Origin of the sequence: Streptomyces sp. cg36, assembly GCF_041080675.1 — a bacterium.
Classification (GTDB): domain Bacteria; phylum Actinomycetota; class Actinomycetes; order Streptomycetales; family Streptomycetaceae; genus Streptomyces.
In genome coordinates, this window is the sequence record NZ_CP163520.1 from 2,332,384 (window position 1) to 2,357,060 (window position 24,677).

At 72.8% G+C, this 24,677-nt stretch carries 16 protein-coding genes and 1 pseudogene; 10 read left to right on the top strand and 7 right to left on the bottom strand.

The features are described 5' to 3' along the window. Window positions 1-425 precede the first annotated feature (425 nt). From AB5J87_RS10265 to AB5J87_RS10300, 8 genes are all read left to right on the top strand, one after another. Window positions 426-4,139: a nitrate- and nitrite sensing domain-containing protein gene (locus AB5J87_RS10265; protein ID WP_369376067.1), complete on the top strand. Its 3,714-nt coding sequence runs from the start codon at window positions 426-428 to the stop codon at window positions 4,137-4,139. Between the two features lie 9 nt (window positions 4,140-4,148). After that, the gene (locus AB5J87_RS10270) at window positions 4,149-4,562 is read left to right on the top strand and encodes a roadblock/LC7 domain-containing protein (RefSeq protein ID WP_067164664.1); all 414 of its coding nucleotides are present in this window, start codon (window positions 4,149-4,151) and stop codon (window positions 4,560-4,562) included. Window positions 4,563-4,671: 109 nt separating this feature from the next. Next, window positions 4,672-5,079 carry a DUF742 domain-containing protein gene (locus tag AB5J87_RS10275; protein WP_067164662.1) on the top strand — a complete coding sequence of 136 codons (408 nt, stop codon included), beginning with the start codon at window positions 4,672-4,674 and terminating at the stop codon, window positions 5,077-5,079. Then, on the top strand, window positions 5,060-5,641 hold the full coding sequence (locus AB5J87_RS10280) for an ATP/GTP-binding protein (RefSeq protein WP_190091018.1): 582 nt from the start codon (window positions 5,060-5,062) through the stop codon (window positions 5,639-5,641). The genes AB5J87_RS10275 and AB5J87_RS10280 overlap by 20 nt, the downstream gene beginning before the upstream one ends. Window positions 5,642-5,979: 338 nt before the next feature. Then, window positions 5,980-9,294 (top strand): nitrate- and nitrite sensing domain-containing protein, encoded by a 3,315-nt coding sequence (locus AB5J87_RS10285; RefSeq protein ID WP_369376068.1) that lies wholly within the window; start codon window positions 5,980-5,982, stop codon window positions 9,292-9,294. Window positions 9,295-9,304: 10 nt separating this feature from the next. Further along, window positions 9,305-9,718, top strand: coding sequence for a roadblock/LC7 domain-containing protein (locus tag AB5J87_RS10290; RefSeq protein ID WP_026057603.1), 414 nt, complete (start codon window positions 9,305-9,307; stop codon window positions 9,716-9,718). A 115-nt stretch (window positions 9,719-9,833) separates the two neighbouring features. Continuing rightward, window positions 9,834-10,409 carry a DUF742 domain-containing protein gene (locus tag AB5J87_RS10295; protein WP_369376069.1) on the top strand — a complete coding sequence of 192 codons (576 nt, stop codon included), beginning with the start codon at window positions 9,834-9,836 and terminating at the stop codon, window positions 10,407-10,409. Next, window positions 10,390-10,971 (top strand): ATP/GTP-binding protein, encoded by a 582-nt coding sequence (locus AB5J87_RS10300; RefSeq protein ID WP_069978110.1) that lies wholly within the window; start codon window positions 10,390-10,392, stop codon window positions 10,969-10,971. The genes AB5J87_RS10295 and AB5J87_RS10300 overlap by 20 nt, the downstream gene beginning before the upstream one ends. Window positions 10,972-11,111: 140 nt before the next feature. Here the strand turns inward: AB5J87_RS10300 and AB5J87_RS10305 are convergent, their stop codons facing one another. From AB5J87_RS10305 to AB5J87_RS10320, 4 genes are all read right to left on the bottom strand, one after another. Continuing rightward, entirely contained in the window at window positions 11,112-11,318 is a 207-nt protein-coding gene (locus AB5J87_RS10305) for an acyl-CoA carboxylase subunit epsilon (protein ID WP_067164654.1), read from the bottom strand. Window positions 11,319-11,330: 12 nt separating this feature from the next. Then, entirely contained in the window at window positions 11,331-12,914 is a 1,584-nt protein-coding gene (locus tag AB5J87_RS10310) for an acyl-CoA carboxylase subunit beta (protein ID WP_369376070.1), read from the bottom strand. A gap of 154 nt (window positions 12,915-13,068) precedes the next feature. After that, window positions 13,069-15,345 (bottom strand): polysaccharide lyase 8 family protein, encoded by a 2,277-nt coding sequence (locus tag AB5J87_RS10315; protein WP_369383456.1) that lies wholly within the window; start codon window positions 15,343-15,345, stop codon window positions 13,069-13,071. 198 nt (window positions 15,346-15,543) lie between these two features. Next, entirely contained in the window at window positions 15,544-16,917 is a 1,374-nt protein-coding gene (locus AB5J87_RS10320) for a M64 family metallopeptidase (RefSeq protein WP_369376071.1), read from the bottom strand. A gap of 112 nt (window positions 16,918-17,029) precedes the next feature. Between AB5J87_RS10320 and AB5J87_RS10325 the strand changes: the two genes are divergently transcribed. After that, window positions 17,030-18,373: a helix-turn-helix domain-containing protein gene (locus AB5J87_RS10325; protein ID WP_369376072.1), complete on the top strand. Its 1,344-nt coding sequence runs from the start codon at window positions 17,030-17,032 to the stop codon at window positions 18,371-18,373. 133 nt (window positions 18,374-18,506) lie between these two features. Then, a complete protein-coding gene (locus AB5J87_RS10330) occupies window positions 18,507-19,112 on the top strand; it encodes a YceI family protein (RefSeq protein WP_369376073.1) in 606 nt (201 codons plus the stop codon). A 61-nt stretch (window positions 19,113-19,173) separates the two neighbouring features. On the opposite strand, the gene AB5J87_RS10335 is transcribed toward AB5J87_RS10330, so the two are convergent. The 3 genes and pseudogenes from AB5J87_RS10335 to cimA form a co-directional block, all read right to left on the bottom strand. After that, window positions 19,174-20,550 carry a hypothetical protein gene (locus AB5J87_RS10335; RefSeq protein ID WP_369376074.1) on the bottom strand — a complete coding sequence of 459 codons (1,377 nt, stop codon included), beginning with the start codon at window positions 20,548-20,550 and terminating at the stop codon, window positions 19,174-19,176. Window positions 20,551-20,631: 81 nt separating this feature from the next. Continuing rightward, window positions 20,632-22,836, bottom strand: a pseudogene (locus AB5J87_RS10340) (glycoside hydrolase family 3 N-terminal domain-containing protein); the annotation flags it as partial. Window positions 22,837-22,959: 123 nt separating this feature from the next. Then, entirely contained in the window at window positions 22,960-24,582 is a 1,623-nt protein-coding gene (gene cimA, locus AB5J87_RS10345) for a citramalate synthase (protein ID WP_369376075.1), read from the bottom strand. Window positions 24,583-24,677 lie beyond the last annotated feature (95 nt).

Below are 24,677 nucleotides of genomic sequence, written 5' to 3' on the forward strand. Positions count from 1 at the left end.
GCATTACGCCTCGTCAACTCCACCCCCCGAAACGGACATTGCACCACTGAACCCTTCATTCCGCTCTTGATCATGGCGACTGGGGCACTCCTCCCACGTAAGCGACTCGTAGGGAAAAGTCCGATTCATCCGTGATCACTTTCTACGTCTCGTTACCCCTTCATCACAATGTGTCATCCAGGTCACAGCCCGGTACGCGGGCCTTGTTGGAGATCCGGCACTGTGCTGGAATTCCACGCACCGCCGCGGGTCACTGACCGGCGCGCAGGGGCGCAACGCAGCGCCGAGTGGCGGCGGGGAGGGGGAGACCAACCAAGCGCCGGTCACTCACGACCAACACATGGGGCGCACACTTGCCCCACGACGCCGACACCGTCCCATCCGCCTCGCGCGGGGGGACGCCTGGTCCAGAGGTTGCGACGCTAGTGCAGGGACGTTTCAAGAGGGATGGCAGCGCTGCGGCGGAGCAGGAGCCGCACGGCGGGACTGGCCCCACATCAGTCAGTTCCTCGCCCCAGCACGCCCAGAACCCCCGGGCCGCCCAGAACCCCCCGGCGCCCGGTGCGCCGGGCGGCGAGGACGGCGCGGCCACCGGCCCGGCCGGCCGCGGCGGCAAGAACGGCGGTGGCAAGAACCCCGGCGGCAAGAGCGGCGCCAAGAACGCCGGCGGCGACAAGCCGGCCCCCGCGCCGACCCCGAAGCCCGCGGTGGACACCGGGTCGCGAATAGCCCTGCGCAACTGGCGCATCTCCACCCGACTGGTCGCGCTGCTGACCCTGCCCGTGGTCGCCGCGACCACCCTCGGCGGGCTGCGCATCAACCAGTCGATGAACGACATGAAGCAGCTCGACCACATGCAGCTGCTCACCGACATGACCAAGCAGGCCACCGAGCTGGCCGCCGCGCTCCAGGAGGAGCGCGACAAGTCGGCCGGTGCGGTCCAGACCGGTGGCACCGCCCGGGTCGCCACCGCCAAGGCCGCCACCGACCGGGTCAAGCAGTCGTTCATGACGGCCACCCAGGACGTCGACAACCCGGACAACGACGACGCCCTGGAGTCGATCCGCCGCAACGTCACGGCCATCGCGATCCAGCTCCAGGACCTCGACAACATCCGCCGCAGCGCCTACCGGGGCGACGTGTCGAACTCCCAGACCGTCGAGGGCTACAGCCGCCTGATCCGCAGCCTCCTGAGCCTCTCCCAGGACATGGCGCAGGCCACCTCCAACCCGGAGATGATCAAGCGGACCCGTGCGCTGGCCGCGTTCTCCTCCGCCAAGGAGTACGCCTCCATCCAGCGCGCGATCATCGCCGCGGCGCTCCCGGCGACCAAGGAGACCAGCGGCAAGCTCAACGAGTCCGACCGCCTCTACGCCAAGTCGGCGCAGGACGGCGAGCGCCAGGAGCTGTCGTCGTTCTCGATCGTGTACGAGAGCAACCACGGCAACCCCGAAGAGCTGATGGCCCCGCTCGACAAGGGCAACTCGGAGATCGTCGCGGCCAACGCGTACTCCCAGCGCGTCCTCAAGGGCGGCCTCGCCACGGAGACCAAGCGCTCGTACCTCGACTGGTACGACCAGGACTCCAACAAGATCAACCAGATGAAGACGATCGAGCAGACCCTGCTCGGCGAGATGGAGCAGAAGGCCCGCGAGCTGCGCGACGCCTCGCAGCGCGAGGCGATCCTCAACGGTGCCCTGATCCTCATCGTCCTCGGCGTCTCGCTGGTCGGCGCGTTCGTCGTGGCCCGGTCCATGATCCGCTCGCTGCGGCGGCTCCAGGACACCGCCACCCGGGTCGCCCAGGACCGGCTGCCCGAGCTCGTCAAGCAGCTCTCCGAGTCCGACCCGCAGGACGTCGACACGTCCGTGGAGTCGGTCGGCGTGCACTCCCGGGACGAGATCGGCCAGGTGGCCGCGGCCTTCGACGACGTGCACCGCGAGGCCGTCCGCCTCGCCGCCGAGCAGGCGCTGCTGCGGGGCAACGTCAACGCGATGTTCACCAACCTCTCGCGCCGCTCGCAGGGCCTCATCCAGCGTCAGCTCTCGCTCATCTCCGAACTGGAGTCCCGCGAGGCCGACCCGGACCAGCTCTCCTCGCTCTTCAAGCTCGACCACCTCGCGACCCGTATGCGCCGGAACGGCGAGAACCTCCTCGTCCTCGCCGGTGAGGAGCCGGGCCGCCGCTGGACCCGCCCGGTCCCGCTGGTCGACGTCCTGCGCGCCGCCGCCTCCGAGGTGGAGCAGTACGAGCGCATCGAACTGGCCGCCGTGCCCGCGACCGACGTCGCCGGCCGCGTGGTCAACGACCTCGTGCACCTGCTCGCCGAGCTCCTGGAGAACGCCACCTCGTTCTCCTCCCCGCAGACCAAGGTCCGCGTCACCGGTCACGCGCTGCCCGACGGCCGCGTCCTGGTCGAGATCCACGACACCGGCATCGGCCTCTCCCCCGACGACCTCGCCGCGATCAACGAGCGGCTCGCCTCGCCGCCCACCGTGGACGTCTCGGTCTCGCGCCGCATGGGTCTGTTCGTGGTCGGCCGCCTGTCCCTGCGACACGGCATCCGCATCCAGCTGCGCCCCTCCGACTCCGGCGGCACGACGGCGCTCGTCATGCTGCCCGTCGACGTCGCCCAGGGCGGCAAGAAGGCCCCGGGCAAGCCCGGCGGCCCCCAGTCGGGCGCCCCCTCGGGCCCCGGCGCCCCCCGTCCCGGCGTCACCCCGGGCCCCGGTGCCCGCGCCGGTCTCGCCGGTGCGCTGGGCAGCGGCCCGGCCGGCGGCCCCGGCGGCCCCGGCGGCAACGGCCGGCTCGGCGCGGGCGCCCCGCGCGGAGCGGTGGCGGGCGGTTCGGGTCCGCGTGCCGCGCTGCCCCCGCGCAATGGCGGCCAGCAGCCGCCGCAGGGCGGCCAGAACCAGGGCGGCTTCGGCCAGGGCGGTGCCTTCGGCGCCGGTGCCCCGGCCCCGCAGCCCCCGGCGCCGCGCCGCGGCGACCGCCCGCTGACCCCGCCGCCCGGCGCCCCGCGCGCCGAACTGCCCGGCATCGGGCAGCAGCCCCGCCCGCAGAACGCGAGCTGGGGCAACGACCAGGCGTCGCTGGACGTGCCGCGCGGCCACGAGGAGGCCGAGCAGCACACCGGCCAGTACCCCCGGCCGCAGCTGGACGAGCGCCAGGGCCCCGGCTCCACGGCCGAGTTCGCCCGCCCGGACTTCGACGGGCCGCCGCCCGGCCGCCAGGACGCCCCCGGGCAGTCCCCGCAGAACACCGGCCAGTTCGTGCGCCCGGACGTGTTCGGTGCGCCGAACAACGCCCAGGACCCGTCGTCCACCGGCCAGTTCGAGCGCCCCGGCGCGTACAACGGCCAGGACACCGGCTCGTACGCCCGTCCGGCGATGGACGACCGCCAGGGTCCCGCGGCCACCTCCGAGTTCGCCCGGCCCGACTTCGACGCCCCGCGTCCGCCCGCCCCGCAGCAGCCGCAGCCCCCGCAGTACCAGGCGCCGCAGCAGCCCCGGCAGCAGGCGCCGCGTCCGGCCGCCGGGAACCCGGCGCCGCAGCAGCCGCGCGCCGAGGAGGGCGCCGCGCAGCGCCCCGGAGACGGCTGGGCGCTGCCGCCCGCGCAGGGCACCGGTGACGGCCGCACCCCGCTGTACGACACCCTGGAGACCAACTGGTTCCACGGCCAGGGCGGTCAGCAGGACGGCCAGGGCGCGCCGGGCCAGAACGGCCAGGCCCAGCCCGGCCAGAGCGCTCCCCAGCAGCGTCCGGCGCAGCCCCCGGCCGGGCAGCAGCCCGACGGGCGCCAGCCGCTGCCCGCGCGCGACGCGGGCGGCCCGGGCGGCGGCAACTGGCGCCCGTCGCCCAACGACGAGCTCGTCCGCCAGGCCGAGCGGGCCCGCAAGCCCGCCGCCGGCGGTGTCACCACGTCCGGTCTGCCCAAGCGGGTCCCGCGCGCCAACCTGGTCGCGGGTACCGCACAGCAGCAGCAGAACCAGGCAGGCCCCCAGGTCTCGCGCGCGCCCGACGACGTGCGCGGTCGCCTGACCAATCTCCGCCGGGGTATCCAGCAGGGGCGGCAGGCCGGAAACGGCCCGTCGACCGGCAGTTTCTCGATGGACCCCACTCACCAGCAGGAGCGATAGTTGAGTCAGATGAGCCAGGCGGCGCAGAATCTGAACTGGTTGATCACCAACTTCGTGGACAACACCCCCGGGGTGTCCCACACGGTGGTGGTCTCCGCCGACGGCCTGCTGCTTGCCATGTCCGAAGGTTTTCCGCGGGACCGGGCCGACCAGCTCGCGGCCGTGGCGTCCGGTCTCACCTCGCTGACCGCGGGTGCGTCCCGGATCTTCGAGGGCGGCACCGTCGCCCAGACCGTGGTGGAGATGGAGCGCGGCTTCCTCTTCCTGATGTCCGTCTCCGACGGCTCCTCGCTGGCCGTGCTCGCGCACCCCGAGTGCGACATCGGCCTCGTGGGCTACGAGATGGCCCTGCTGGTCGACCGCGCGGGCTCCGTCCTCACGCCGGACCTGCGAGCGGAGCTCCAGGGCAGCCTGCTGCACTGAGCCCCGCCCCCCAGTCCGAACCCACCGTCCGGCCGCACACCGCCCCCCACCGGCCAAGTCAGACGGCTCGAAGACACTCGCTGTCCCTGCTGTCCCGCCCGGAGGATCCATGACCCCGCCACCCGCCTCACACGATTCGTACGGCGCCCTGCACGACGCGCACTACGACAGTGAAGGCGACCAGCCGCTGGTCCGCCCGTACGCCATGACGGGCGGCCGGACCCGGCCGCGCTACCAGCTCGCCATCGAGGCGCTGGTCAGCACGACCGCGGACCCGGCGCACCTGGCCACGCTGCTCCCCGAGCACCAGCGGATCTGCCACCTGTGCCGCGAGGTGAAGTCGGTGGCGGAGGTCTCGGCGCTGCTGCAGATGCCGCTCGGGGTGGCGCGGATTCTTGTCGCCGACCTGGCGGAGGCCGGCATGGTGGCCATCCACCAGCCGGGCAATGGAGAGGCCGGCGGCACGCCGGATGTGACGCTGCTCGAAAGGGTGCTCAGTGGACTTCGCAAGCTCTAGCGGCGGAGCGGGACGGTCTACCACCTCCGCGAAGATCGTGGTGGCGGGTGGCTTCGGCGTGGGCAAGACCACGTTCGTCGGCGCCGTCTCGGAGATCAATCCGCTGCGGACCGAGGCCGTGATGACGTCCGCTTCCGCGGGCATCGACGACCTCACCCACACCGGGGACAAGACCACCACCACGGTGGCCATGGACTTCGGCCGCATCACCCTGGACCAGGACCTGATCCTGTACCTCTTCGGTACGCCGGGCCAGGACCGGTTCTGGTTCATGTGGGACGACCTGGTGCGCGGCGCGATCGGCGCCGTGGTCCTGGTGGACACCCGCCGGCTGGCCGACTGCTTCCCGGCGGTCGACTACTTCGAGAACAGCGGGCTCCCGTTCGTCATCGCCCTCAACGGCTTCGACGGCCACCAGCCGTACACGCCGGACGAGGTCCGGGAGGCGCTGCAGATCGGCCCGGACACCCCGATCATCACCACCGACGCCCGCCACCGCGGGGACGCCAAGAGCGCCCTGATCACGCTGGTGGAGCACGCACTGATGGCACGACTCAAGTAGGCAGGCGCATACGGCAGTTGTCGTAGACGAACGGGGGCGGACTGTGTCCTTTGACACGATCCGCCCCTGTGTTCATAACGTTTCGACAGAGAATTCCCCCGTCACGGCAACCCGTTGCGTTCACACGGTACCGCTGCGCTCACATTGGCCCCGTCTTTTGACGGGGCTCGCTCTTTATGCCCGTTTTATCTGAGGCGTGGGCCACTCGGAACCTCGGATTCCAGCTGTTTGGAACGGACCCGCCCGGCGTGCTGGAATTCGACGAACTCCCGAGTAGTTCGGCTCAGAACGTTAAAGGCACACCGCGAGAGGTGCCGCGCCGAGAGGTTGTTGGTCGAGTGAGGCGAAGCACGACGAGCTCCGCGACGCAGCAGGCGCGGGGCAACTTCACCCCGCCGCAGCGCAGTGCGGCGACGCCGGAAGACCTCCCGCGGTCCCCGGCTCCCCAGGTGACCCCCGACTCGGGCGGCAGCTCCAAGTTCTCCCCGCGCAACTGGCGGGTGGCCACCCGTCTGAACGCGATCCTCCTCATCCCCGCGGTCGTCGGCCTGGTCATGGGCGGCTTCGAGGTCAAGGGGTCCATAGCCACCTGGCGCGACGCCCGCGACGCCGAGAAGACGGCGCAGATCGTGCGCGCCGCCTCGGAGTACGGCCAGGCGCTGCTCAACGAGCGCGACCAGACCGCGCAGGACCTGCTGACGAACAACCGGGACAGCAAGACCGTCACCAAGGCGTACGAGGTCTCGGACGCGGCGCGCGCCAAGTTCGACGCCGAGGTCAAGGGCATGCCGGACAAGCCCAGCCTCCAGCGCCGCCTGGCCAAGGTCCGCGAGGTGGAGAAGAGCCTCGACGACCTGCGCAAGACCGCGTACACCAAGGGCGTCGAGGCCAAGAACCCGGTCCTCACCGAAGAGGGCTACACGGCGATCCCGCACTACCTGAGCACGTTCTCCAACGAGCTCGGTCTGGGCACCGGCAACATCACCAGCTACGGCCGCATGGTCTACGCGGTCGACCTCGCCAAGGCCGCCGAGTCGCTGCAGCGTTCCATTGGTCTACACCTCTTGATCCGGCCCAGCGAGGACACCAAGACCTTCAACATGCAGGTCAAGGCGTTCAACTCGTACAACTACCTGGAGTTCATCGCCCTCGGCGAGTTCGACGCCGGTGGTACGGACGCCGACAGCGCGCATCTGAAGAAGGTGCTGGAGTCCAAGGCCGCGCAGGCCGCCAAGGACGCCCCGGGCGCCCTGCAGCCCGCCGAGGACGGCCCGCGCATCGGCGCCGCCCCGGCCCGCGACGGCTCGGTCTTCAACGGCATGGCCGCCGCCATCGGCGAGGGCCACTCCGCCAAGCAGCTCAAGGCCATGGGCATCACGCCGCAGACCTGGATGGCGGCCTCCACCGCCAAGTTCGACGGCTACACCGAGGTCGAGGACGACCTGGTCAACCGGGCCGTGACCGAGGCCGGCCAGATCGCCGACGACGCCAAGACCTCCGCGTACCTCAACGGCGCGATCGTCGTGGTCTCGCTGCTCGCCGCGTTCGTCCTGGCCGGCATGGTGGCCCGCCAGATGAGCCGCTCGATGCGCCGGCTGCGCACCGCCGCCTTCGAAGTGGCCGAGACGCGGCTGCCGATGCTCGTCGACCAGCTCTCGCGCACCGAGCCCGGCCGGGTCGACACCCGGGTCGAGCCGATCCCGATCACCTCCAAGGACGAGATCGGCGAGGTCGCCCGCGCCTTCGACCAGGTCCACCGCGAGGCCGTCCGGCTCGCCGCCGAGCAGGCGCTGCTGCGGGGCAACGTCAACGCGATCTTCACCAACCTCTCGCGCCGCAACCAGTCCCTGATCGAGGGCCAGCTGACCCTCATCACCGACCTGGAGAACAACGAGGCCGACCCCGACCAGTTGGAGAGCCTGTTCCGGCTGGACCACCTGGCCACCCGCATGCGCCGCAACGGCGAGAACCTCCTGGTCCTCGCGGGCGAGGAGCCGGGCCGCCGCTGGAACCAGCCGGTCCCGCTGGTCGACGTGCTGCGCGCCGCCTCCTCCGAGGTGGAGTCGTACGAGCGCATCGAGCTGACCGGCGTGCCGGAGAGCGAGATCCACGGCCAGGCCGTGACCGACCTCGTGCACCTGCTCGCCGAGCTCCTGGAGAACGCCACCTCGTTCTCCTCCCCGCAGACCAAGGTCCGCGTCACCGCGACCCGGCTGCCCGACGGCCGCGTCATGATCGAGATCCACGACAAGGGCATCGGCCTCACCGCCGAGGACTTCGCGGACATCAACCACAAGCTGGCCAACCCGCCGACCGTGGACGCGGCCGTCTCCCAGCGCATGGGCCTGTTCGTGGTCGGCCGGCTCTCCGACCGCCACGGCATCCGGGTCCAGCTGCGCCCCTCCGGCGAGCAGGCGGGCACCACCTCGCTGGTCATGCTGCCGGACGCGATCACCCACGGCGGCGGCGGCCAGCCGGCGCCGGGCGACGACTTCACGGTCTCGCAGATCATCCCGGAGCAGCAGAACTTCGAGGCCCCGGCCCCGGCCCTGCGCACCGCCGCCGAGCTCGGCTTCGACGACTCCCGTTACGAGGAGCGGGGCGCGGAGGGCGAGGAGTCCCTCCAGCTCGACCCGGTCAACCGCTCGCTCAAGCGCGAGGGCCGCCGCGCGGCCCTGGAGGCCCAGGCGCACGAGCGTCCGCTGTACCGCGACGAGGTCGACGGCGTGCAGCAGGGCCCGGCCTACGACGAGGACTACCCCGCCCAGCAGTCCTACGAGGGCGGCTACGAGGAGCCGTACGGCGCCCAGCAGCCCGCGTACGAGAACGGTTTCGAGGGCGGGCAGCCGTACGCGCAGGAGTACCCCGGCGCGTACGGGCAGCAGGACGCCTTCGGGCAGCAGAACGGCTACCCGGACCAGCCGTACGCGGAGACCGCCTACCAGGCGCCCGCGGCCGGCGGACCGGCGTACGACGGCGGCTACGGCGACCCCGCCCAGCAGGGCGACTGGCCCGGCAACACCGCCTCGTACCAGGCCCCTTACGCGCCGGAGCAGCAGCCGGCGGCACGGGATGCCCAATCCGCTCCGGACGTTCCCGTGGAAGGTCGTGAGCGCGTAGGCTTCGACCGTCCGGGCCCCCACCCGGGCACCGCCCACGAGCTGACCGGCGCCGGTCTGCCCCGCCGCGGCAGCGGTCAGCAGAACTGGCAGCAGCCCGCCGCCCAGGAGCCGCAGCGGGAGTCCGAGCCGCAGCGGTCCGAGCAGCGGCGGCAGCCCGTCAACGGAGCCGACGGCACCGACGGCACCGGCACCGCGGCCGTGAACGGCACCGCGAACGGGACCGTCAACGGCACCGCGACCGGCTCCGACGAGCCGGCCGGCGACTGGCGCTCGACCAACGACGAGCGCTGGACGCGGGCGGAGAAGCTGCGTGAGCCGAAGGCCGGCGGGGTCACTCCCTCCGGTCTCCCCCGGCGGGTGCCCAAGGCCAACCTGGTCGAGGGCGCGGCCGAGCAGACCCCGCAGGGCGGCCCACAGGTCTCCCGCGCTCCGGAGGACGTCCGCGGCAGGTTGAGCAACCTGCGGCGCGGCGTCCAGCAGGGCCGCAGCGCGGGGTCGGACACCAGTAACACCTACCACCAGGAGCGTTAGTGTGAGCCCGATGAGCCAGGCGGCGCAGAATCTGAACTGGTTGATCACCAACTTCGTGGACAACACCCCCGGGGTGTCCCACACGGTGGTGGTCTCCGCCGACGGACTCCTGCTGGCGATGTCCGAAGGCTTCCCCCGGGACCGGGCGGATCAGCTGGCGGCGGTCGCCTCCGGTCTGACCTCCCTCACCGCGGGGGCCTCCCGGATCTTCGAGGGCGGCGCCGTCAACCAGACGGTGGTGGAGATGGAGCGCGGCTTCCTCTTCATCATGTCCATCTCGGACGGTTCCTCCTTGGCCGTACTCGCCCACCCCGAGGCCGACATCGGTCTGGTCGGGTATGAGATGGCTCTCCTCGTGGACCGCGCGGGCACGGTGCTTACGCCCGATCTGCGTGCGGAACTCCAGGGCAGTCTGCTCAATTAGTTGTGAACTTCCGGTTCTCAACCCATAGACAGGCAGTGCGTTTCTCGCCACCGCGCCATAAGGTGCGGTGGCGCGGTCCCAATGGAACGGGCGACCGGCACTCGGAGGAGGAAACGTGACAACACCCCAAGGCGGACACCCATACAGCGGTGGACAGCAGTCTCCGGGTGAGCACGGGCAGAACCGGTTCAACTTCCCCTCCGCGCCCAGCAGACACGGTCAGGGCCAGGGGCAGCACCCCTATCAGCAGCCCCACCGCCAGCCGGGCCCCTACGACCAGCCGCCGCAGCCCCGCATCGAGCCGGTGCAGCCGCGGCAGGTCCCCCAGCCCGCTCCGGCGGGCAGCACGCACAACCCGCTGGTGCGTCCGTACGCCATGACCGGCGGCCGGACCCGGCCGCGCTACCAGCTCGCCATCGAGGCGCTGGTGCACACCACGGCGGAACCCGCCCGGCTGCAGGGGCAGTTGCCCGAGCACCAGCGGATCTGCCAGCTGTGCCGTGAGATCAAGTCGGTCGCCGAGATCTCGGCACTGCTTTCCATCCCCCTCGGCGTTGCCCGGATCCTCGTCGCCGACCTGGCCGAGGCCGGACTCGTCGCCATCCATCAGCCCGGCGGCGACGAGTCCGCCGGCGGTCAGCCAGATGTGACACTGCTCGAAAGGGTGCTCAGTGGACTTCGCAAGCTCTAGCGGCGGTGCTGCCCGCTCCACCACTTCCGCGAAGATCGTGGTGGCGGGCGGCTTCGGCGTGGGCAAGACCACGTTCGTCGGCGCGGTCTCGGAGATCAACCCCCTGCGTACCGAGGCCGTGATGACGTCCGCGTCCGCGGGCATCGACGACCTCACGCACACGGGCGACAAGACGACCACCACGGTCGCGATGGACTTCGGCCGCATCACGCTCGACCAGGACCTGATCCTCTACCTGTTCGGCACGCCCGGCCAGGACCGGTTCTGGTTCATGTGGGACGACCTGGTCCGCGGCGCCATCGGCGCGGTCGTCCTGGTGGACACCCGCCGCCTGGCGGACTGCTTCCCGGCCGTGGACTACTTCGAGAACAGCGGCCTGCCGTTCGTGATCGCCCTGAACGGCTTCGACGGCCACCAGCCGTACACCCCGGACGAGGTCCGCGAGGCCCTGCAGATCGGCCCGGACACCCCGATCATCACCACCGACGCCCGCCACCGCGCGGACGCGAAGAGCGCGCTGATCACGCTGGTCGAGCACGCGCTGATGGCACGGCTGCGGTAGCCGTACGACGCTGCGACGCGAAGGGCCCCGCCACTCACGGGAGTGGCGGGGCCCTTCTGGCTGGAAGTGTTCGCTCACAACGACGACGGCCCCGGCCGCTCCACGAGGAGCGGCCGGGGCCGTCGCACAGGTCGTACCGACTAGCCCTGCCAGGAGTGCGGGGCGCGGAAGCCGGGCGTGCGCTCCAGACGGCGCCAGCCGGCCGTGTCGCGGCCCCGGGAGGGGGCGGGGGCGGACTGGGCGGCGGCACGGGCGAGCAGGACGGCCGTGATGGCCGCCAGCTCCTCCGGCGCCGCCTCGCCCTTCTCGACGCGCAGGACGGAGGGGGAAGAAGTCGGGGTGTTCACTCGGGCTCCTCGTTACTGAGGCGGGTTGCCGTGCTTGCGCGACGGCAGGTCGGCGTGCTTGGTGCGCAGCATCGCGAGGGAGGCGATCAGCACCTCGCGGGTCTCGGCGGGGTCGATGACGTCGTCGACCAGGCCGCGCTCGGCCGCGTAGTACGGGTGCATCAGCTCGGCCTTGTACTCCTTGACCATGCGCACGCGCATCGCCTCGGGGTCCTCGGCCTCCGCGATCTGCTTGCGGAAGATGACGTTGGCGGCGCCTTCGGCGCCCATCACCGCGATCTCGTTGGTCGGCCAGGCATAGGTGAGGTCGGCACCGATGGACTGGGAGTCCATGACGATGTAGGCCCCGCCGTACGCCTTGCGCAGGATCAGCGAGATCCGGGGCACGGTGGCGTTGCAGTACGCGTACAGCAGCTTGGCACCGTGCCGGATGATCCCACCGTGCTCCTGGTCGACGCCGGGGAGGAAGCCGGGTACGTCCAGAAGGGTGACGATCGGGATGTTAAAAGCATCGCACATCTGGACGAATCGGGCAGCCTTTTCCGACGCCTCGATGTCCAGGACGCCCGCGAGCGTCTGCGGCTGGTTGGCCACGATGCCGACGACCTGGCCGTCGAGCCGGGCCAGCGCGCAGATGATGTTGCGCGCCCAGCGCTCGTGGACCTCCAGGTAGTCGCCGTCGTCGACGAGCTCCTCGATGACCTTGTGCATGTCGTACGGCCGGTTGCCGTCGGCGGGCACCAGGTCCAGCAGGACGTCCCCGCGCCGGTCGGCCGGGTCCTCGCTGGGGTGCGAGGGCGGGTTCTCCCGGTTGTTGGACGGGAGCATCGACAGCAGGTAGCGGACCTCGGCGAGGCAGGTCTCCTCGTCGTCGTACGCGAAGTGGGCCACGCCCGAGGTCTCGGCGTGCACATCGGCGCCGCCCAGCCCGTTCTGCGTGATCTCCTCGCCGGTCACCGCACGGACCACGTCCGGGCCGGTGATGAACATCTGCGAGGTCTCGCGGACCATGAAGACGAAGTCGGTCAGCGCCGGCGAGTACGCCGCGCCACCGGCGCACGGGCCGAGCATCACCGAGATCTGCGGGATGACACCCGACGCCCTGGTGTTGCGCTGGAAGATGCCGCCGTACCCCGCGAGCGCGCTGACGCCCTCCTGGATACGGGCACCCGCGCCGTCGTTCAGCGACACCAGCGGGGCACCGGCCGCGATGGCCATGTCCATGATCTTGTGGATCTTCGTGGCGTGGGCCTCGCCCAGCGCGCCGCCGAAGATCCGGAAGTCGTGCGCGTACACGAAGACCGTACGGCCCTCGACCGTGCCCCAGCCGGTGATCACACCGTCCGTGTACGGCTTCTTCGCCTCCAGGCCGAAACCGGTCGCCCGGTGCCTGCGCAACTGCTCGACCTCCTTGAACGAGCCCGGGTCGAGGAGCAGCTCGATCCGCTCGCGCGCGGTCAGCTTGCCCTTGGCGTGCTGCGCCTCGGTCGCGCGCTCGCTGGGCCCGCGCCGGGCCTGCTCGCGCAGGGCCAGCAGCTCGGCCACGCGGCCACGCGCGTCACTCGGCTCACCCGGGGTTACGTCCACAACGGTCATGCATCGACCCTACGAAGCCGACCAAGAATTTCCCGCCGTCGACTCCGTACAGTCTCCGGACCTTTTTCCTGGTAGCCCTGAACAGAACGTGCCCGCGATGCAGCCGAAGTGCCAGCTCACACCGGTCCGGCTTTGTGGAGATCCAACAACCGGGTCAGATGAGAGCCACGTCACACCGGTGGCTGGCGCACGCCGTGCCGGGCGTGATCCGCAGCCGCAGGGCGGCGCCCGTGGCGAGCACCTCCACCGAGGGATCGGCGCTGACCACCCGGCGCACCGGCCGCCGCCAGAGGACCTCGAAGGGCCGTCCGGTGCGCGGCGGCTCGCTGATCCGCAGCGTGGCGCGCGGCCCGTCGCTCCGTACGAGGACGGCCCCCGGCGCCGAGACCGTCAGCGGACCCGCCGTGCCGGCCTGCCAGAAGTTGGCGCACAGCAGGCCCAGCGAGGGCACCTCGACGGCCTGGCGCGCACTGGTGTTGGCGAGGACCGACAGCCAGCCGGCGTCGGCGGCGCGGGCCGCGACGGTGGCGGCCGGGGCGCCGGGCATCAGCTGGTAACTGTAGGAGGCGTCGGCCGGGTCGACGCCGTGGTCCAGCCAGAGCGTGCGGTAGGCGCGGGTGCGGCGCTCGGTGGAGCTGGTGGTGTTGATGTCGCTCCACGCCCCGGTCCTGGCCTCGCGCACGGTGCGCAGACCGGTGGCGCCGCCGGGGAAGACCCAGCCGCCGTGCCCGGCCAGGTGCGCCCAGCGCGGCCGGGGGCGGGCGTCGAGGGTGAAGGCGTCGGTGGTGGCCGCGCCCAGGTTGCGGTTGTCGACGACCGTCTCGACGGGGACGCCGTCGGTGGCGGTGATCCCGGCCCCCAGGCAGATGACCGTCCCGGCCGTGCAGAACCAGGACTTGCGGGCCCGCAGGGTCGAGCCGAGGCCCCGGATGTCCTGGCCCACGGCCGCGAACTCGCCGTCGTGCACCCCGCCCACCCAGCTCACGGCCGGCCGGGCCGCGCCCCACTCGCCGCCCGCGCGGTCGGCGAGGCGCTTGGTGGAGACGGTCGTGCCGGGCAGCCGGTAGGGGTCCACGGTCGGCCAGAACCAGTCGGTGTACTGGTCGTTGTGGCCCGGCCCGGCCCACCAGTACAGCATTCCGGCGCCGGTGTGCCAGCCGCGCGGGTTCTCGCCGTTGCCGCACTCGTAGTACGAGATCCGCTCCGAGGCCATGGCGATGTTGGCGGTCCAGCCGGGGCGGCGGTGGACGGCCCGGTCCATGGCGGCGAAGAGCGTGTGCCCCACCGGCTCGGGCGCGGGCGCCACCGGCGCGTCGGCGACCGCCCGCAGCCGGGCCAGGTCGGCGACCCCGAACTGCGGGGCGGAGAGCAGCGGATGGCTGGGGTCGCGCTCCAGCCAGCCCTTGATCATCGCCTGCCAGCGGGTCCGCTCGGCCTCGGGCGCCCCGCCCGCGAGGACCGCGATCGCGGCGATGAGCCCCTCGCCGTGGAAGTGGTCGCTGCGCATCACGTGCTGGTCGTCGGCGAGCAGGTAACCCCGGCTTGTGGCGCGCCCGTTGACGCTGTCCATGACCAGCCCGTTGTGGATGAGCGGCGCGTAGGCGCGCTCCACGCTGTCGAGGACGGTCTGCCGGCCCGGGTCGGTGACGGCCCAGCTGGTCCCGGCGAGCAGCGTGAACAGCCGCCCGAGCCCGTCGAGCAGGACCTGTCCGTACGTACCGGAGTAGGCGACGGAGGTGTGCTGCACGAACGATCCGTCGGCGTAGAGGCCGTCCCCGGCGGTGACGTACGGGAAGACCGGGGAGAGGGCGTCGCGGGCGAGCGCGAGCTTGGCGGGGGCGCGGCCGACGGCTCCGCGCACGGCGACCGAGCGGCACAGGTCGACGCGGTTGGCGCCGGTGGAGGTGCCCGCGTAGACGGTGAGGGCGGAGTCGGGGACGAAGTGGTCGACGGCCGCGCAGGCCGCCTGGACCCGGTCCTCGCCGAGCTGGTCGTGGAGCGCGTTGACGAGGTCCATCAGGAGCCGGGGGCTGCCGATCTGCCACTCCCACCAGTTGCCGTAGCGGGTGGTGGCGGGGTTGTAGACCGTGGCCGAGAGGTGGTCCAGACCTCTGACGACGTCGGCGGAGAGGCCGGGGTCGCCGGTCAGGCCGGTGCCGGGCTGGAGCAGGGCCTGGGTCATGGTCCACAGCCGGGAGTAGCTCTGGGTGATGCCGGCCGGGGGGTCGAACGGGCTGTCCGGCCAGAGCGATCCGGCGGCGGGGGCCATGGACGCCCGGAAGGCGCGCGCGAGGTCACCGGTCTCCCGGAGGCGGGAGGCGTACGGCTCGGCGGCCGGGTCGAATCCGGCGCCCAGCGTCAGCTCGCGCCAGCGGTCGCGCAGGACCGCGTACTCGTCGTCCCCGGCCGACGCCGTGCCGCCCAGGGCCAGGGCGAGGGTGAGAGCGCTTGCCCCCGTGGTCACGAGGAAGGTGCGGCGGGACCACGGCGGCGGGGCGGGCAGCTCGGACACGGATGACTCCCGGAGGGTGGAGGGGAACCGCTGCCCGCTGGTGTAGCACGGCGCGCCCGGGGGGTTCAATGCCCCGGGCACACCTTTGAGAAAGCGCTTTCTGTCCACAACTCCGCGTCAGGCGCGGACCGTCCAGTTCACGGTGTCGCTCAGGGTGGCCCTGATCTGCGGATCCCGCACCGCCGGGGTCGGGTCGTCGACCGTGACCGACAGCCGGTGCGCCCTGTGGTCCCACGGGGAGATCACCGCCTGCGCGACCCCGACCCAGGTCCGCCCCTCGAACCGCTTGAGCTCCCGGCCGTCCAGGAACCAGCGGACGCGCGGCTGCTGGGCCCCGGCGCCGGTGAACCGGGGCACGGTGACCCGCGCCCGGTCGTGCTTGCCCAGGGTGCGGGCGGTGGGCACGGCGGCGGTGGCGATGGAGGCGTGCCGGTAGAACCCGGCGATCATGGCCTCGCGGCCGGGCAGGCTGAAGGGCTTGCCGAGGACGCGCATGATCGAGTTGTCGGTCGGGCGGTTGAGGCCGGTGACGTAGTAGCCGCCGCCCTCGTAGGCGCCGACGGTGCCGCCGTCGGGGGAGGTCTCCCCCAGCCAGCGGTACCACTTGGTGCGCTGCGCGGCCATCTGCGCGGCGCTCAGCACCGAGATGTTGGACTCGGTGGCCTCGGGGCCCTCGTAGTGCTCGTAGCCGGGCGTGCCCGGGTAGAAGTACTCGTCGGCGAGCTTGCCCAGGGAGTGGCCGGTCTCGTGGATGGCGACCTGGCCGGACTTGGCGTTGCCCGCCGAGGCGGTGGAGATGCCCTCGTAACCGAGCTTCTGGCTGCGCTCGTTGTATCCGGCGCCGCCGTACTTGGCGCTGTTGGCGAGCACGATCACCAGGTCGGCCTGCGGGGCCTTCGCCACGTACGCGTCGACCTTGTCCTGGTCGACGCAGAGCAGCCGCTCGATGTCGTCGCACCAGAAGTAGGAGCCGAGCGCGGTGTTCTTGACGTCGCCCTTGGCGGGGTCGCCCGAGACGCCGGACTGGGCCGAAACGGCGTCCACGGTCCAGACGTTGAAGAGGTTCTGGTACGTGGTGTACGGCTCGACGCCGGTCACCTCGCCCCACTTCTCCTTGGCGTCCGCGTGGAACTGCGCGAGCTGGTCGGCGGTGTAGCCGTCGCCGACGATGACGACGTCGAGGCGGTCGGCGACCGGGCCGTTGTCGACCATCTCGCTCACCTCGCCGTCGGCCGCCGCGGCCCGCCCGCTCAGGCGGGCCGGGGGCTTGGCGCCGGGCCGCCCGGCGGCCGGGACGAGGGTGTGGCCGGAGCCCGCGGCGGTGCCGCTCTGGGGCCCGGGTATCTCGACCTGGACGCGCGGCCGGGGCGCCGGGGCGTCCGGGGCCGGGGCCGCGTGGGCGGGACCGGATATGAGCGTGGCCGCGACGGCGGCGGTGAGGCCGGTCGCCGCTATGGTTCTGCGCCATGACGGACGCAGGGCTGGACGCATGAAGTCCTCCCCCGGTAACGGAAGTTAAGCAGTCAGGTAAATCTATTGATCGGCCCGCTTAAGTTAGGGGGCGCACGGGGCATGCGCAATGCCCTGGGACGAGGGAGACACGATGGACGAACCTTCCGTGATCGGCCGCCGGGTGCAGCGACTGCGCACCGAACGTGGTCTGACCCAGCGTCAGCTGGCCGAGCCCGCCTACACCCCGGCCTATGTGTCGACGCTGGAGTCGGGCAAGGTCAGACCGTCCGAGGCGGCTCTGCGCCACCTCGCCGAACGGCTCGGCACCAGCTACGAGGAGCTGACCACCGGGCGCCCCGCGCACCTCGCCACCGAGCTGCGCCTGGGCCTCACCGACGCCCAGCGGCTGCTCGCCACCGGCGAGGCGGACGAGGCGGCCGTGCACTACCGCCGCCTCCTCACCGAGGCCGAGCTGCACGACCTGCCCGACGAGCGGGCCGAGGCGCTCCAGGGCCTGGGCGAGTGCGCCGTGGAGGGCGGTGAACTGGCCGACGCCATACGGCACTTCGAGGCGTCCGAGCGCCTGCTCGCGGGCGAGCCGCTGCCGCGCCGGGCCCGGGCGGTCCGGGGCCGGGCCATCGCCCACGTCCTGGCGGGCGAACTGCGGTACGCCTGCTATCTGCTGGAGTCCGCCATCGACGAGCTGACCACCGGCGGGCTCGGCGACCCGGAGTCGCTGGTGCTGCTCTACTCGGCGGTCATCGGCCCGTATCTGGACATGGGCGCCCAGGCCCGCGCCGCGCACGCCGCCGAGCTGGCGCTGGCGCTCGCCCCGCAGGTCTCCGACCCGGCCCTGGTCGCCGGGATGCACCGGCAGGTGGCCCGCACCTTCCTCGCCGAGGGCCGCACGGCCGACGCCGACGCCTCGCTCGCCAAGGCCCAGGCCGTCTACCGCCAGCTGCGGCTGCGCACGGACCTGGCGCACTGCCACTGGATGCGCGGCTATGTGTACGCGCAGGGCGGGGAGCTGGCCGAGGCCGAGCGGGAGCTGCGCACCGCCCGGGACATGCTCGCGGCCAAGCGCGCGGCGCTGTTCACCTGCCAGGTGGAGGTCGAGCTGGCCGATGTGCTGCGCCGGCTGGGGCGGCGCGCCGAGGCGGCCGGGCTGCTCGCGCCCCTGGTGGACCAGGCGCCCGAGCTGGGCGACCGGCACGGCGCGGTGCACGCGGGCGGGGCGCACCGGCTGCTGGGGCTGATCCACGAGGAGGGCGGCGACCTGGAGGCGGCCGAGGAGCACTATGTGACCGCGCTCGGCCTGCTGGAGCGCAGCGGGGCCAGCGGCGACCTGGCGGACCTGTGCCGCCTGCTGGGCGATCTGCTGCGCCGCACCGGCCGCACCGAGGCGGCGATGGACGCCTACCGCACGGGCCTGGGCCACCGCTCGGCCCCGGGGACCACCACCCTGGGCCCGGCGCCCGCGCCGCCCCGGCATTGAGGGGCCGCGCGGGATGCGGCAGGACACGCCGGAAGTAGTTGTTGAAACTTGAACGGAATGGGTCTACAGTCGTTCTTGTTGAACCTTCAACCGCTCGGCATCCGGCCGCAGCGCGTCCCCCAAGGAGCAAGTCATGGGCATCTTCGGCCGCAAGAGCAGCACCGCCACCGCCGTCGCCACCACCGAGGTGGACCCCGCCCTCGCGGCGCTGACCGGCACGTACACCATCGACCCGGCCCACAGCAGCATCGGCTTCACCGTGCGGCACGCCATGGTCACCAACGTCCGCGGCTCCTTCACCGACCACGAGGGCACCCTGACCCTGGACGGCTCCGACCCGGCCGCCTCCGCCGCCGTGATCGACGTGAAGATCGAGTCCGTCGACACCGGCATCGGCGACCGCGACGCCCACCTGCGCGGCGAGGACTTCTTCGACGCGGCGAAGTTCCCGCTGATGTCCTTCCGCTCCACCGGCGCGGAGCAGCTCGGCGGCGACAAGTACCGGATCGTCGGCGACCTGACCATCAAGGACGTCACCAAGCCGCTCGCCATCGACCTGGAGTTCAACGGCTCGGCCACCGACCCCTACGGCAACCAGCGCGTGGGCTTCGAGGGCAGCGCCGACATCCTGCGCTCCGACTGGGGCCTGACCTGGAACGCGGCCCTGGAGACCGGTGGCGTCGTGGTCAGCGACAAGGTCAAGCTGACCTTCGACATCTCCGCCATCAAGTCCGCGTGACCCCCTCGGCGGCGGCCCTGTGGCCGCCGCCGCCGCGACGTTCCGCCGCGGACCGGGGGCGCTACCAGTCGCCCCCGCCGAAACCACCGCCGTCGCCGCCCCCGAAGCCGCCGCCGTCGCCCCAGCCGCCGCCGAAGTCCGAGGGGTTGAAGTCGGCGCCGGAGACGTCCCCGCCGTCGAAGTTCTGGCCCCCGAAGTCGCCGCCGCCGTAGTCCGCCGCGTACGCCGGGGTGGCGAGCATCGAGCCGAGCATGGTGCCGACCAGCAGTCCGGGCAGCATGCCGCCGCCGAAGTAGCCGCCCGCCCAGGGGCCGTACGCCGGTCCCGCGTCGTAGTACGGGCGGCGCCCGGCCTCCGTGTCCACCTCGCGCACCATCGGGTCCCGCCCGTCGCGCAGCCGGGTCGCGTCCGCCGCGCAGACCGGGACCTCGCGCGGCGCGCCGCCCGCCGGAGACCAGGTGGCGTCCTCGGCCGAGGGGCCGTGGCGCGGGTCGAAGAAGCAGGGCGCGCGCCGCTCGGGCAGCGGCCGGTGCTCCCGGCGGGCCGCCAGCGTGGCCAGCGAGAACCGCCCGTCCTCCAGCGTCTGCGTCACCCCGCGCACATCGCCGGGGTGCCGGGCCGCCGCCATCAGCGTCTTGGCGCCCTCGTACGAGTCGAGGGCCCGCTCGTAGTCCGCGCGCATCGCGTCGTCGGCGCCCGCCTCGGCCGGGTGGAAGTCCAGCCGGTCGAGCTCCTCGCCGAACGCGGTGATGTCCTCGTCGACGACGACCTGGAGCCGCTGGAGCGCGGCCCGCTCCTCCGCCGCCTTCCTTCTGCGGCTCCGCCTGACCAGCGCGTACGCCCCGGCGCCGCCCGCCACGACGATCGCGCCGGTGGTGACGAGCGCGGTCGTGGAGACCCCGCCGTCCGAGCCGGAGCCGCCGCCCCAGGAGGCCGGGGCGCGTCCGCGCATACCGGGCAGGGCCTGGTCCACGAAGGTGTTGAGCTGGGTGGCGGCGTCGCCCGCGGTGCCCGGGGCCCGCGCGGCGCTCTTCAGGTTGTCGACGGCGCCCGCGGACAGCACCTTGCGGTCGGCGCCCGCGTTGAACGCGTCGCCCAGGCGCACCGCGTACAGACCGGTGACGCCGGTGTCGGTGCGCAGATTGCGCAGCAGGGTCTCCTTGGGGAACGCCGAGGTCGCGGGCAGCACCGCCACGAAGAGCGGCTTGTCGGCGTCCTTGATCTTCTTGGCCAGCGCGTCGGCCTGCGCGGCGGAGAGCTGTCCGGCGGCGCCCGGGTCGACGTACACCGGTGCCTTCCGCAGGGCGGCGGCCACCTCGGCGACGCCGGAGGCGGCCGGAGCGACGGGCGCGGACCCGGCCGCGACGGCCAGGGGAGCGGCGCCGGCCAGCGCGGTGAGCGTAGCGGCGGAGAGCGCGAACAGAACCCGGGACCTCATGGCACCGACGCTACCCGAGACCGCCCCGAAACGGACAAACATGCTCTCTCCCCTCTGGCGCCTCCCCTACCTCCGCGCCGAAGTGGTCAGCCCCCAGCCGTACGGGAACAGCGGGTCGTACCCCGCGTCCCCCGGGTGCAGCGGGGCCGCCGCCTCGGTGCGGGGCCAGCCGACCGGGAGGCGGCCGGTGAAGGGGCGCCGGCCGAACAGCACGTCGGCCACCCCCTCGCCCTCGCTGCCCGGCAGCCAGGAGGCGACCAGCGCGGGGGCCGTCGCGGCCCGGCCGTCCAGGACCAGCGGGCGCCCCGAGACCACCAGGACCACACAGCGCAGCGCCCCGCACACCTTCTCCACCACCGCCCGGTCGGCGGCGGACAGGGCGAGGGTGTGTCCGTTGCCGACGTCGCCGACGCCCTCCGCGTACGGCGCCTCGCCCACCACGGCCACCCCGACGTCGTGCCCGGCCGTGGGCGCGGACGCGTCGGCGGAGTAGGTGAGCGAGGGGGCCGCCCGGCGCATCCCCGCCAGGATCGTGGTGCCGGTGGTGGTGCGGCCGGAGCCGCCCTGCCAGCTCACCGTCCAGCCGCCCGTCTGCTGGCCGAGGTCGTCCGCCCGCGCCCCGGCCACGTACACCTTCCGCCCCGGGGCCAGCGGCAGCAGCCCGCCCTCGTTCCTCAGCAGCACCTGCGACTTCGCGACCGCCTCGCGGGCCACCGCGCGGTGCTCGGGCGAGCCCACCGCGGCGAGGCGGGCGGGGTCGGCGTAGGGCCGCTCGAAGAGGCCGAGGCGGAACTTCTGGGTGAGGACCCGGGAGACCGCGTCGTCGATCCGGGCCGGGGCGATCCGGCCCGCCCGCACCTCGCGCTCCAGGGTCGCGGTGAAGGTCCGGTAGTCGGTGGGGACCATGACCATGTCGACGCCCGCGTTGATCGCGGTGCGCACGTCGGAGGCGTAGTCGCCGGGCAGTTGGTCGATCGCCGCCCAGTCGCTGACCACGAAGCCGCTGAAGCCCATCCGGCCCTTCAGCTCCCCCCGCAGCATCTCGGCGTCGCCGTGCAGCTTCACCGGGCCCCGCCCGTCGCGCAGGTCGAGCGAGGAGTAGGAGGCCATCACGCTGCCCACGCCCCGCCGCACCGCCTCGGCGAACGGCGGCAGGTGCACCCGCTCCAGTTCGCGCCGGGTGAGGGTGGTGACGCCCTGGTCCAGGGTGTACGAGCCGGTGCGGGACGAGCCGTACGCGGTGCCGCCGTCGCCCACGAAGTGCTTGGCGGTGGCCAGGACCTTGTCGGTACGGGCCAGGTCACCGCCGTCCGCGCGGCCCTGCATCCCGGTGACGACCGAGGCCATCGCGGTGACCAGGGCGCTCTCCTCGCCGTAGCTCTCGTACGTCCGTCCCCAGCGGGTGTCGCGGACCACGCACAGACAGGGCGCGAAGTCCCAGGGGATGCCGGTGGCCCGGACCTCGGCGGCGGTCACCGCGCCCGCCCGCTCGGCGAGTTCGGGGTCGTGGGCGGCGCCGATGCCGATGGCGTGCGGCAGGACGGTCGCCCCGACGACGTTGTTGTGCCCGTGGACCGCGTCCACCCCGTACAGCAGCGGGATCTGCAACCGGGCGGCCCGGGTGCGCAGTTGGTAGCCGTCGACCATCCGCGCCCAGGCGGCCGGGGTGTTGGGGACCGGCGCGGAGCCGCCGCCGGAGAGCAGCGAGCCCAGGCCGACGGAGGCGATGTCGGACGGCGGGGCCAGGGCGCCCCGCTCGGCCTGTGCCAGCTGTCCGGCCTTCTCGGCGGGCGTCATCCGGGACAGCAGGTCCGCCACCCGCCGCTCCACCGGCAGCGCGGGGTCCAGATAGGGCAGCCCGTGCGCGTCCACCACGACCAGCGGCGCCTCCCCGGGGGCCCGCGCGCCGGTGACGGTCAGGGCCAGCGGCACCGTCCGGGCCTCGGCCGCGCCCGGGACGCGGCGGGTGGCCACCTCGACCGTGCGGGCCGCGCCCGAGGGGGTCCCGGCGGGGAAGGTGAGCGTGCCCGAGACGGGCCGGTAGTCGGTGCCGGGCACGGCCGAGCCGCCAAAGGTGCGGTAGCCGACCGTCACCGGGGCGGCGAGCGGCGCCGCCCCCTCGGTGGTCACGGTGAGCCGCACCCGGGCGGTGCGGCCTTGCGCGACCGCGTGCACCGGGCCGTCCACCAGGACCTCGGCGGGGACGGTCGGCGGGTCCGCGGCGGCGGCGAGCGACCCGGCGAGCAGGGCCCCGGCGGTGAGGACGGCGAGGCGTGTGGGGGGCATGGCGGCTCCTCTGACCCGGCGGACACGGTGATCGCCGCGCGGCGATCATGTCGAGTACAGCGGGTACGGGAGGTCCGGCCCAGCACATCCGGGCGCGCGGGGCGGCGGGTCGCCGCGCCCGGACTACTCGGTGGGCTCCACCCCGGCCCGCAGCAGGCCGTAGGTGTACGCGTCCTCCAGCGCGCCCCAGGAGGCGCCGATGATGTTGGTGGCGACGCCCACGGTGGCCCAGTCGCCGGTGCCGTCGGTGGTGGTGATCAGGACCCGGGTGGTGGAGTCGGTGCCGTGGCGGCCCTCCAGGATGCGGACCTTGTAGTCGACCAGCTCCAGCTTGGCGAGCTGGGGGTAGATGCGCTCCAGGCCCACCCGCAGGGCGCGGTCCAGGGCGTTGACCGGGCCGTTGCCCTCCGCCGTCGCCACGATCCGCTCGCCCTTGGCCCACAGCTTCACGGTGGCCTCGTTGGCGTGGGTGCCGTCGGGGCGGTCCTCGACGATGGCCCGCCAGGACTCGATCCGGAAGTACTTGCGGGCGCGGCCCTCGGCCTCGGCGCGCAGCAGCAGCTCGAAGGAGGCGTCGGCGGCCTCGTAGGTGTAGCCCTGGAGCTCGCGCTCCTTGACCCGGGCGACCACCCGGCCGACCAGCTCGCGGTCGCCGCCCAGGTCGACGCCGAGCTCCTTGCCCTTGAGCTCGATGGAGGCGCGCCCGGCCATGTCGGAGACCAGCATCCGGATGCGGTTGCCGACCAGGCCCGGGTCGATGTGCTGGTACAGGTCCGGGTCGACCTTGATCGCGGAGGCGTGCAGCCCGGCCTTGTGCGCGAACGCGGAGACGCCGACGTACGGCTGGTGCGTGGCGGGGGTGAGGTTCACGACCTCGGCGATGGCGTGCGAGATGCGGGTCATCTCGGCGAGCGAGCCCTCGGGCAGCACCTTCTTGCCGTACTTCAGCTCCAGCGCGGCCACCACCGGGAAGAGGTTGGCGTTGCCGACGCGCTCGCCGTAGCCGTTGGCGGTGCACTGGACGTGGGTGGCGCCCGCGTCCACGGCGGCCAGCGTGTTGGCGACGGCGCAGCCGGTGTCGTCCTGGGCGTGGATGCCCAGGCGCGCGCCGGTGTCGGCGAGGACGGTGGCGACCACGGCCTGGATCTGGGCGGGCAGCATGCCGCCGTTGGTGTCGCAGAGGATCACGACGTCGGCGCCGGAGTCGGCTGCGGCCCGCACCACCGACTTGGCGTACTCGGGGTTGGCCCGGTAGCCGTCGAAGAAGTGCTCGCAGTCCACGAAGACCCGGCGGCCCTGGCCGCACAGGTACGAGACCGTGTCCCGGACCATCTCCAGGTTCTCGTCCAGGGTGGTGCGCAGCGCCAGTTCCACATGGCGGTCGTGGGACTTGGCGACCAGGGTGATCACCGGGGCGCCGGACGCGAGCAGCGCCTTGACCTGCGGGTCCTCGGCGGCTCTGCCACCGGGGCGGCGGGTGGCGCCGAACGCGACCAGCTGGGCGTTGCGGAACCGGATCTCGTGCTGGGCGCGGGCGAAGAACTCGGTGTCGCGGGGGTTGGCACCCGGCCAGCCGCCCTCGATGAAACCCACGCCGAAGTCGTCGAGGTGCCGTGCGATCGTCAGCTTGTCCGCGACAGTGAGGTTGATGCCCTCGCGCTGGGCGCCGTCGCGCAGCGTGGTGTCGAAGACGTGGAACGCGTCGTCGGCCCGTGGGCTCTCTTCGGGTGCCTCGTTGGTCGTCATGCTGCTGTGACTCCTGTCGGGTGAGTGGCTCCGGATTCTCTGGCTCCACTGCCCCCATCATCGCGTGCGGCTCGCGTCCGGCCGTGGTGGGCCGG

Coding starts and splice junctions, on each gene's coding strand:
- AB5J87_RS10335 (WP_369376074.1), bottom strand. CDS start 20,550: ATGAGGTCCCGGGTTCTGTTCGCGCTCTCCGCCGCTACGCTCACCGCG.
- AB5J87_RS10320 (WP_369376071.1), bottom strand. CDS start 16,917: ATGCGTCCAGCCCTGCGTCCGTCATGGCGCAGAACCATAGCGGCGACC.
- AB5J87_RS10325 (WP_369376072.1), top strand. CDS start 17,030: ATGGACGAACCTTCCGTGATCGGCCGCCGGGTGCAGCGACTGCGCACC.
- AB5J87_RS10330 (WP_369376073.1), top strand. CDS start 18,507: ATGGGCATCTTCGGCCGCAAGAGCAGCACCGCCACCGCCGTCGCCACC.
- AB5J87_RS10275 (WP_067164662.1), top strand. CDS start 4,672: ATGACCCCGCCACCCGCCTCACACGATTCGTACGGCGCCCTGCACGAC.
- AB5J87_RS10310 (WP_369376070.1), bottom strand. CDS start 12,914: ATGACCGTTGTGGACGTAACCCCGGGTGAGCCGAGTGACGCGCGTGGC.
- AB5J87_RS10290 (WP_026057603.1), top strand. CDS start 9,305: ATGAGCCAGGCGGCGCAGAATCTGAACTGGTTGATCACCAACTTCGTG.
- cimA (WP_369376075.1), bottom strand. CDS start 24,582: ATGACGACCAACGAGGCACCCGAAGAGAGCCCACGGGCCGACGACGCG.
- AB5J87_RS10270 (WP_067164664.1), top strand. CDS start 4,149: ATGAGCCAGGCGGCGCAGAATCTGAACTGGTTGATCACCAACTTCGTG.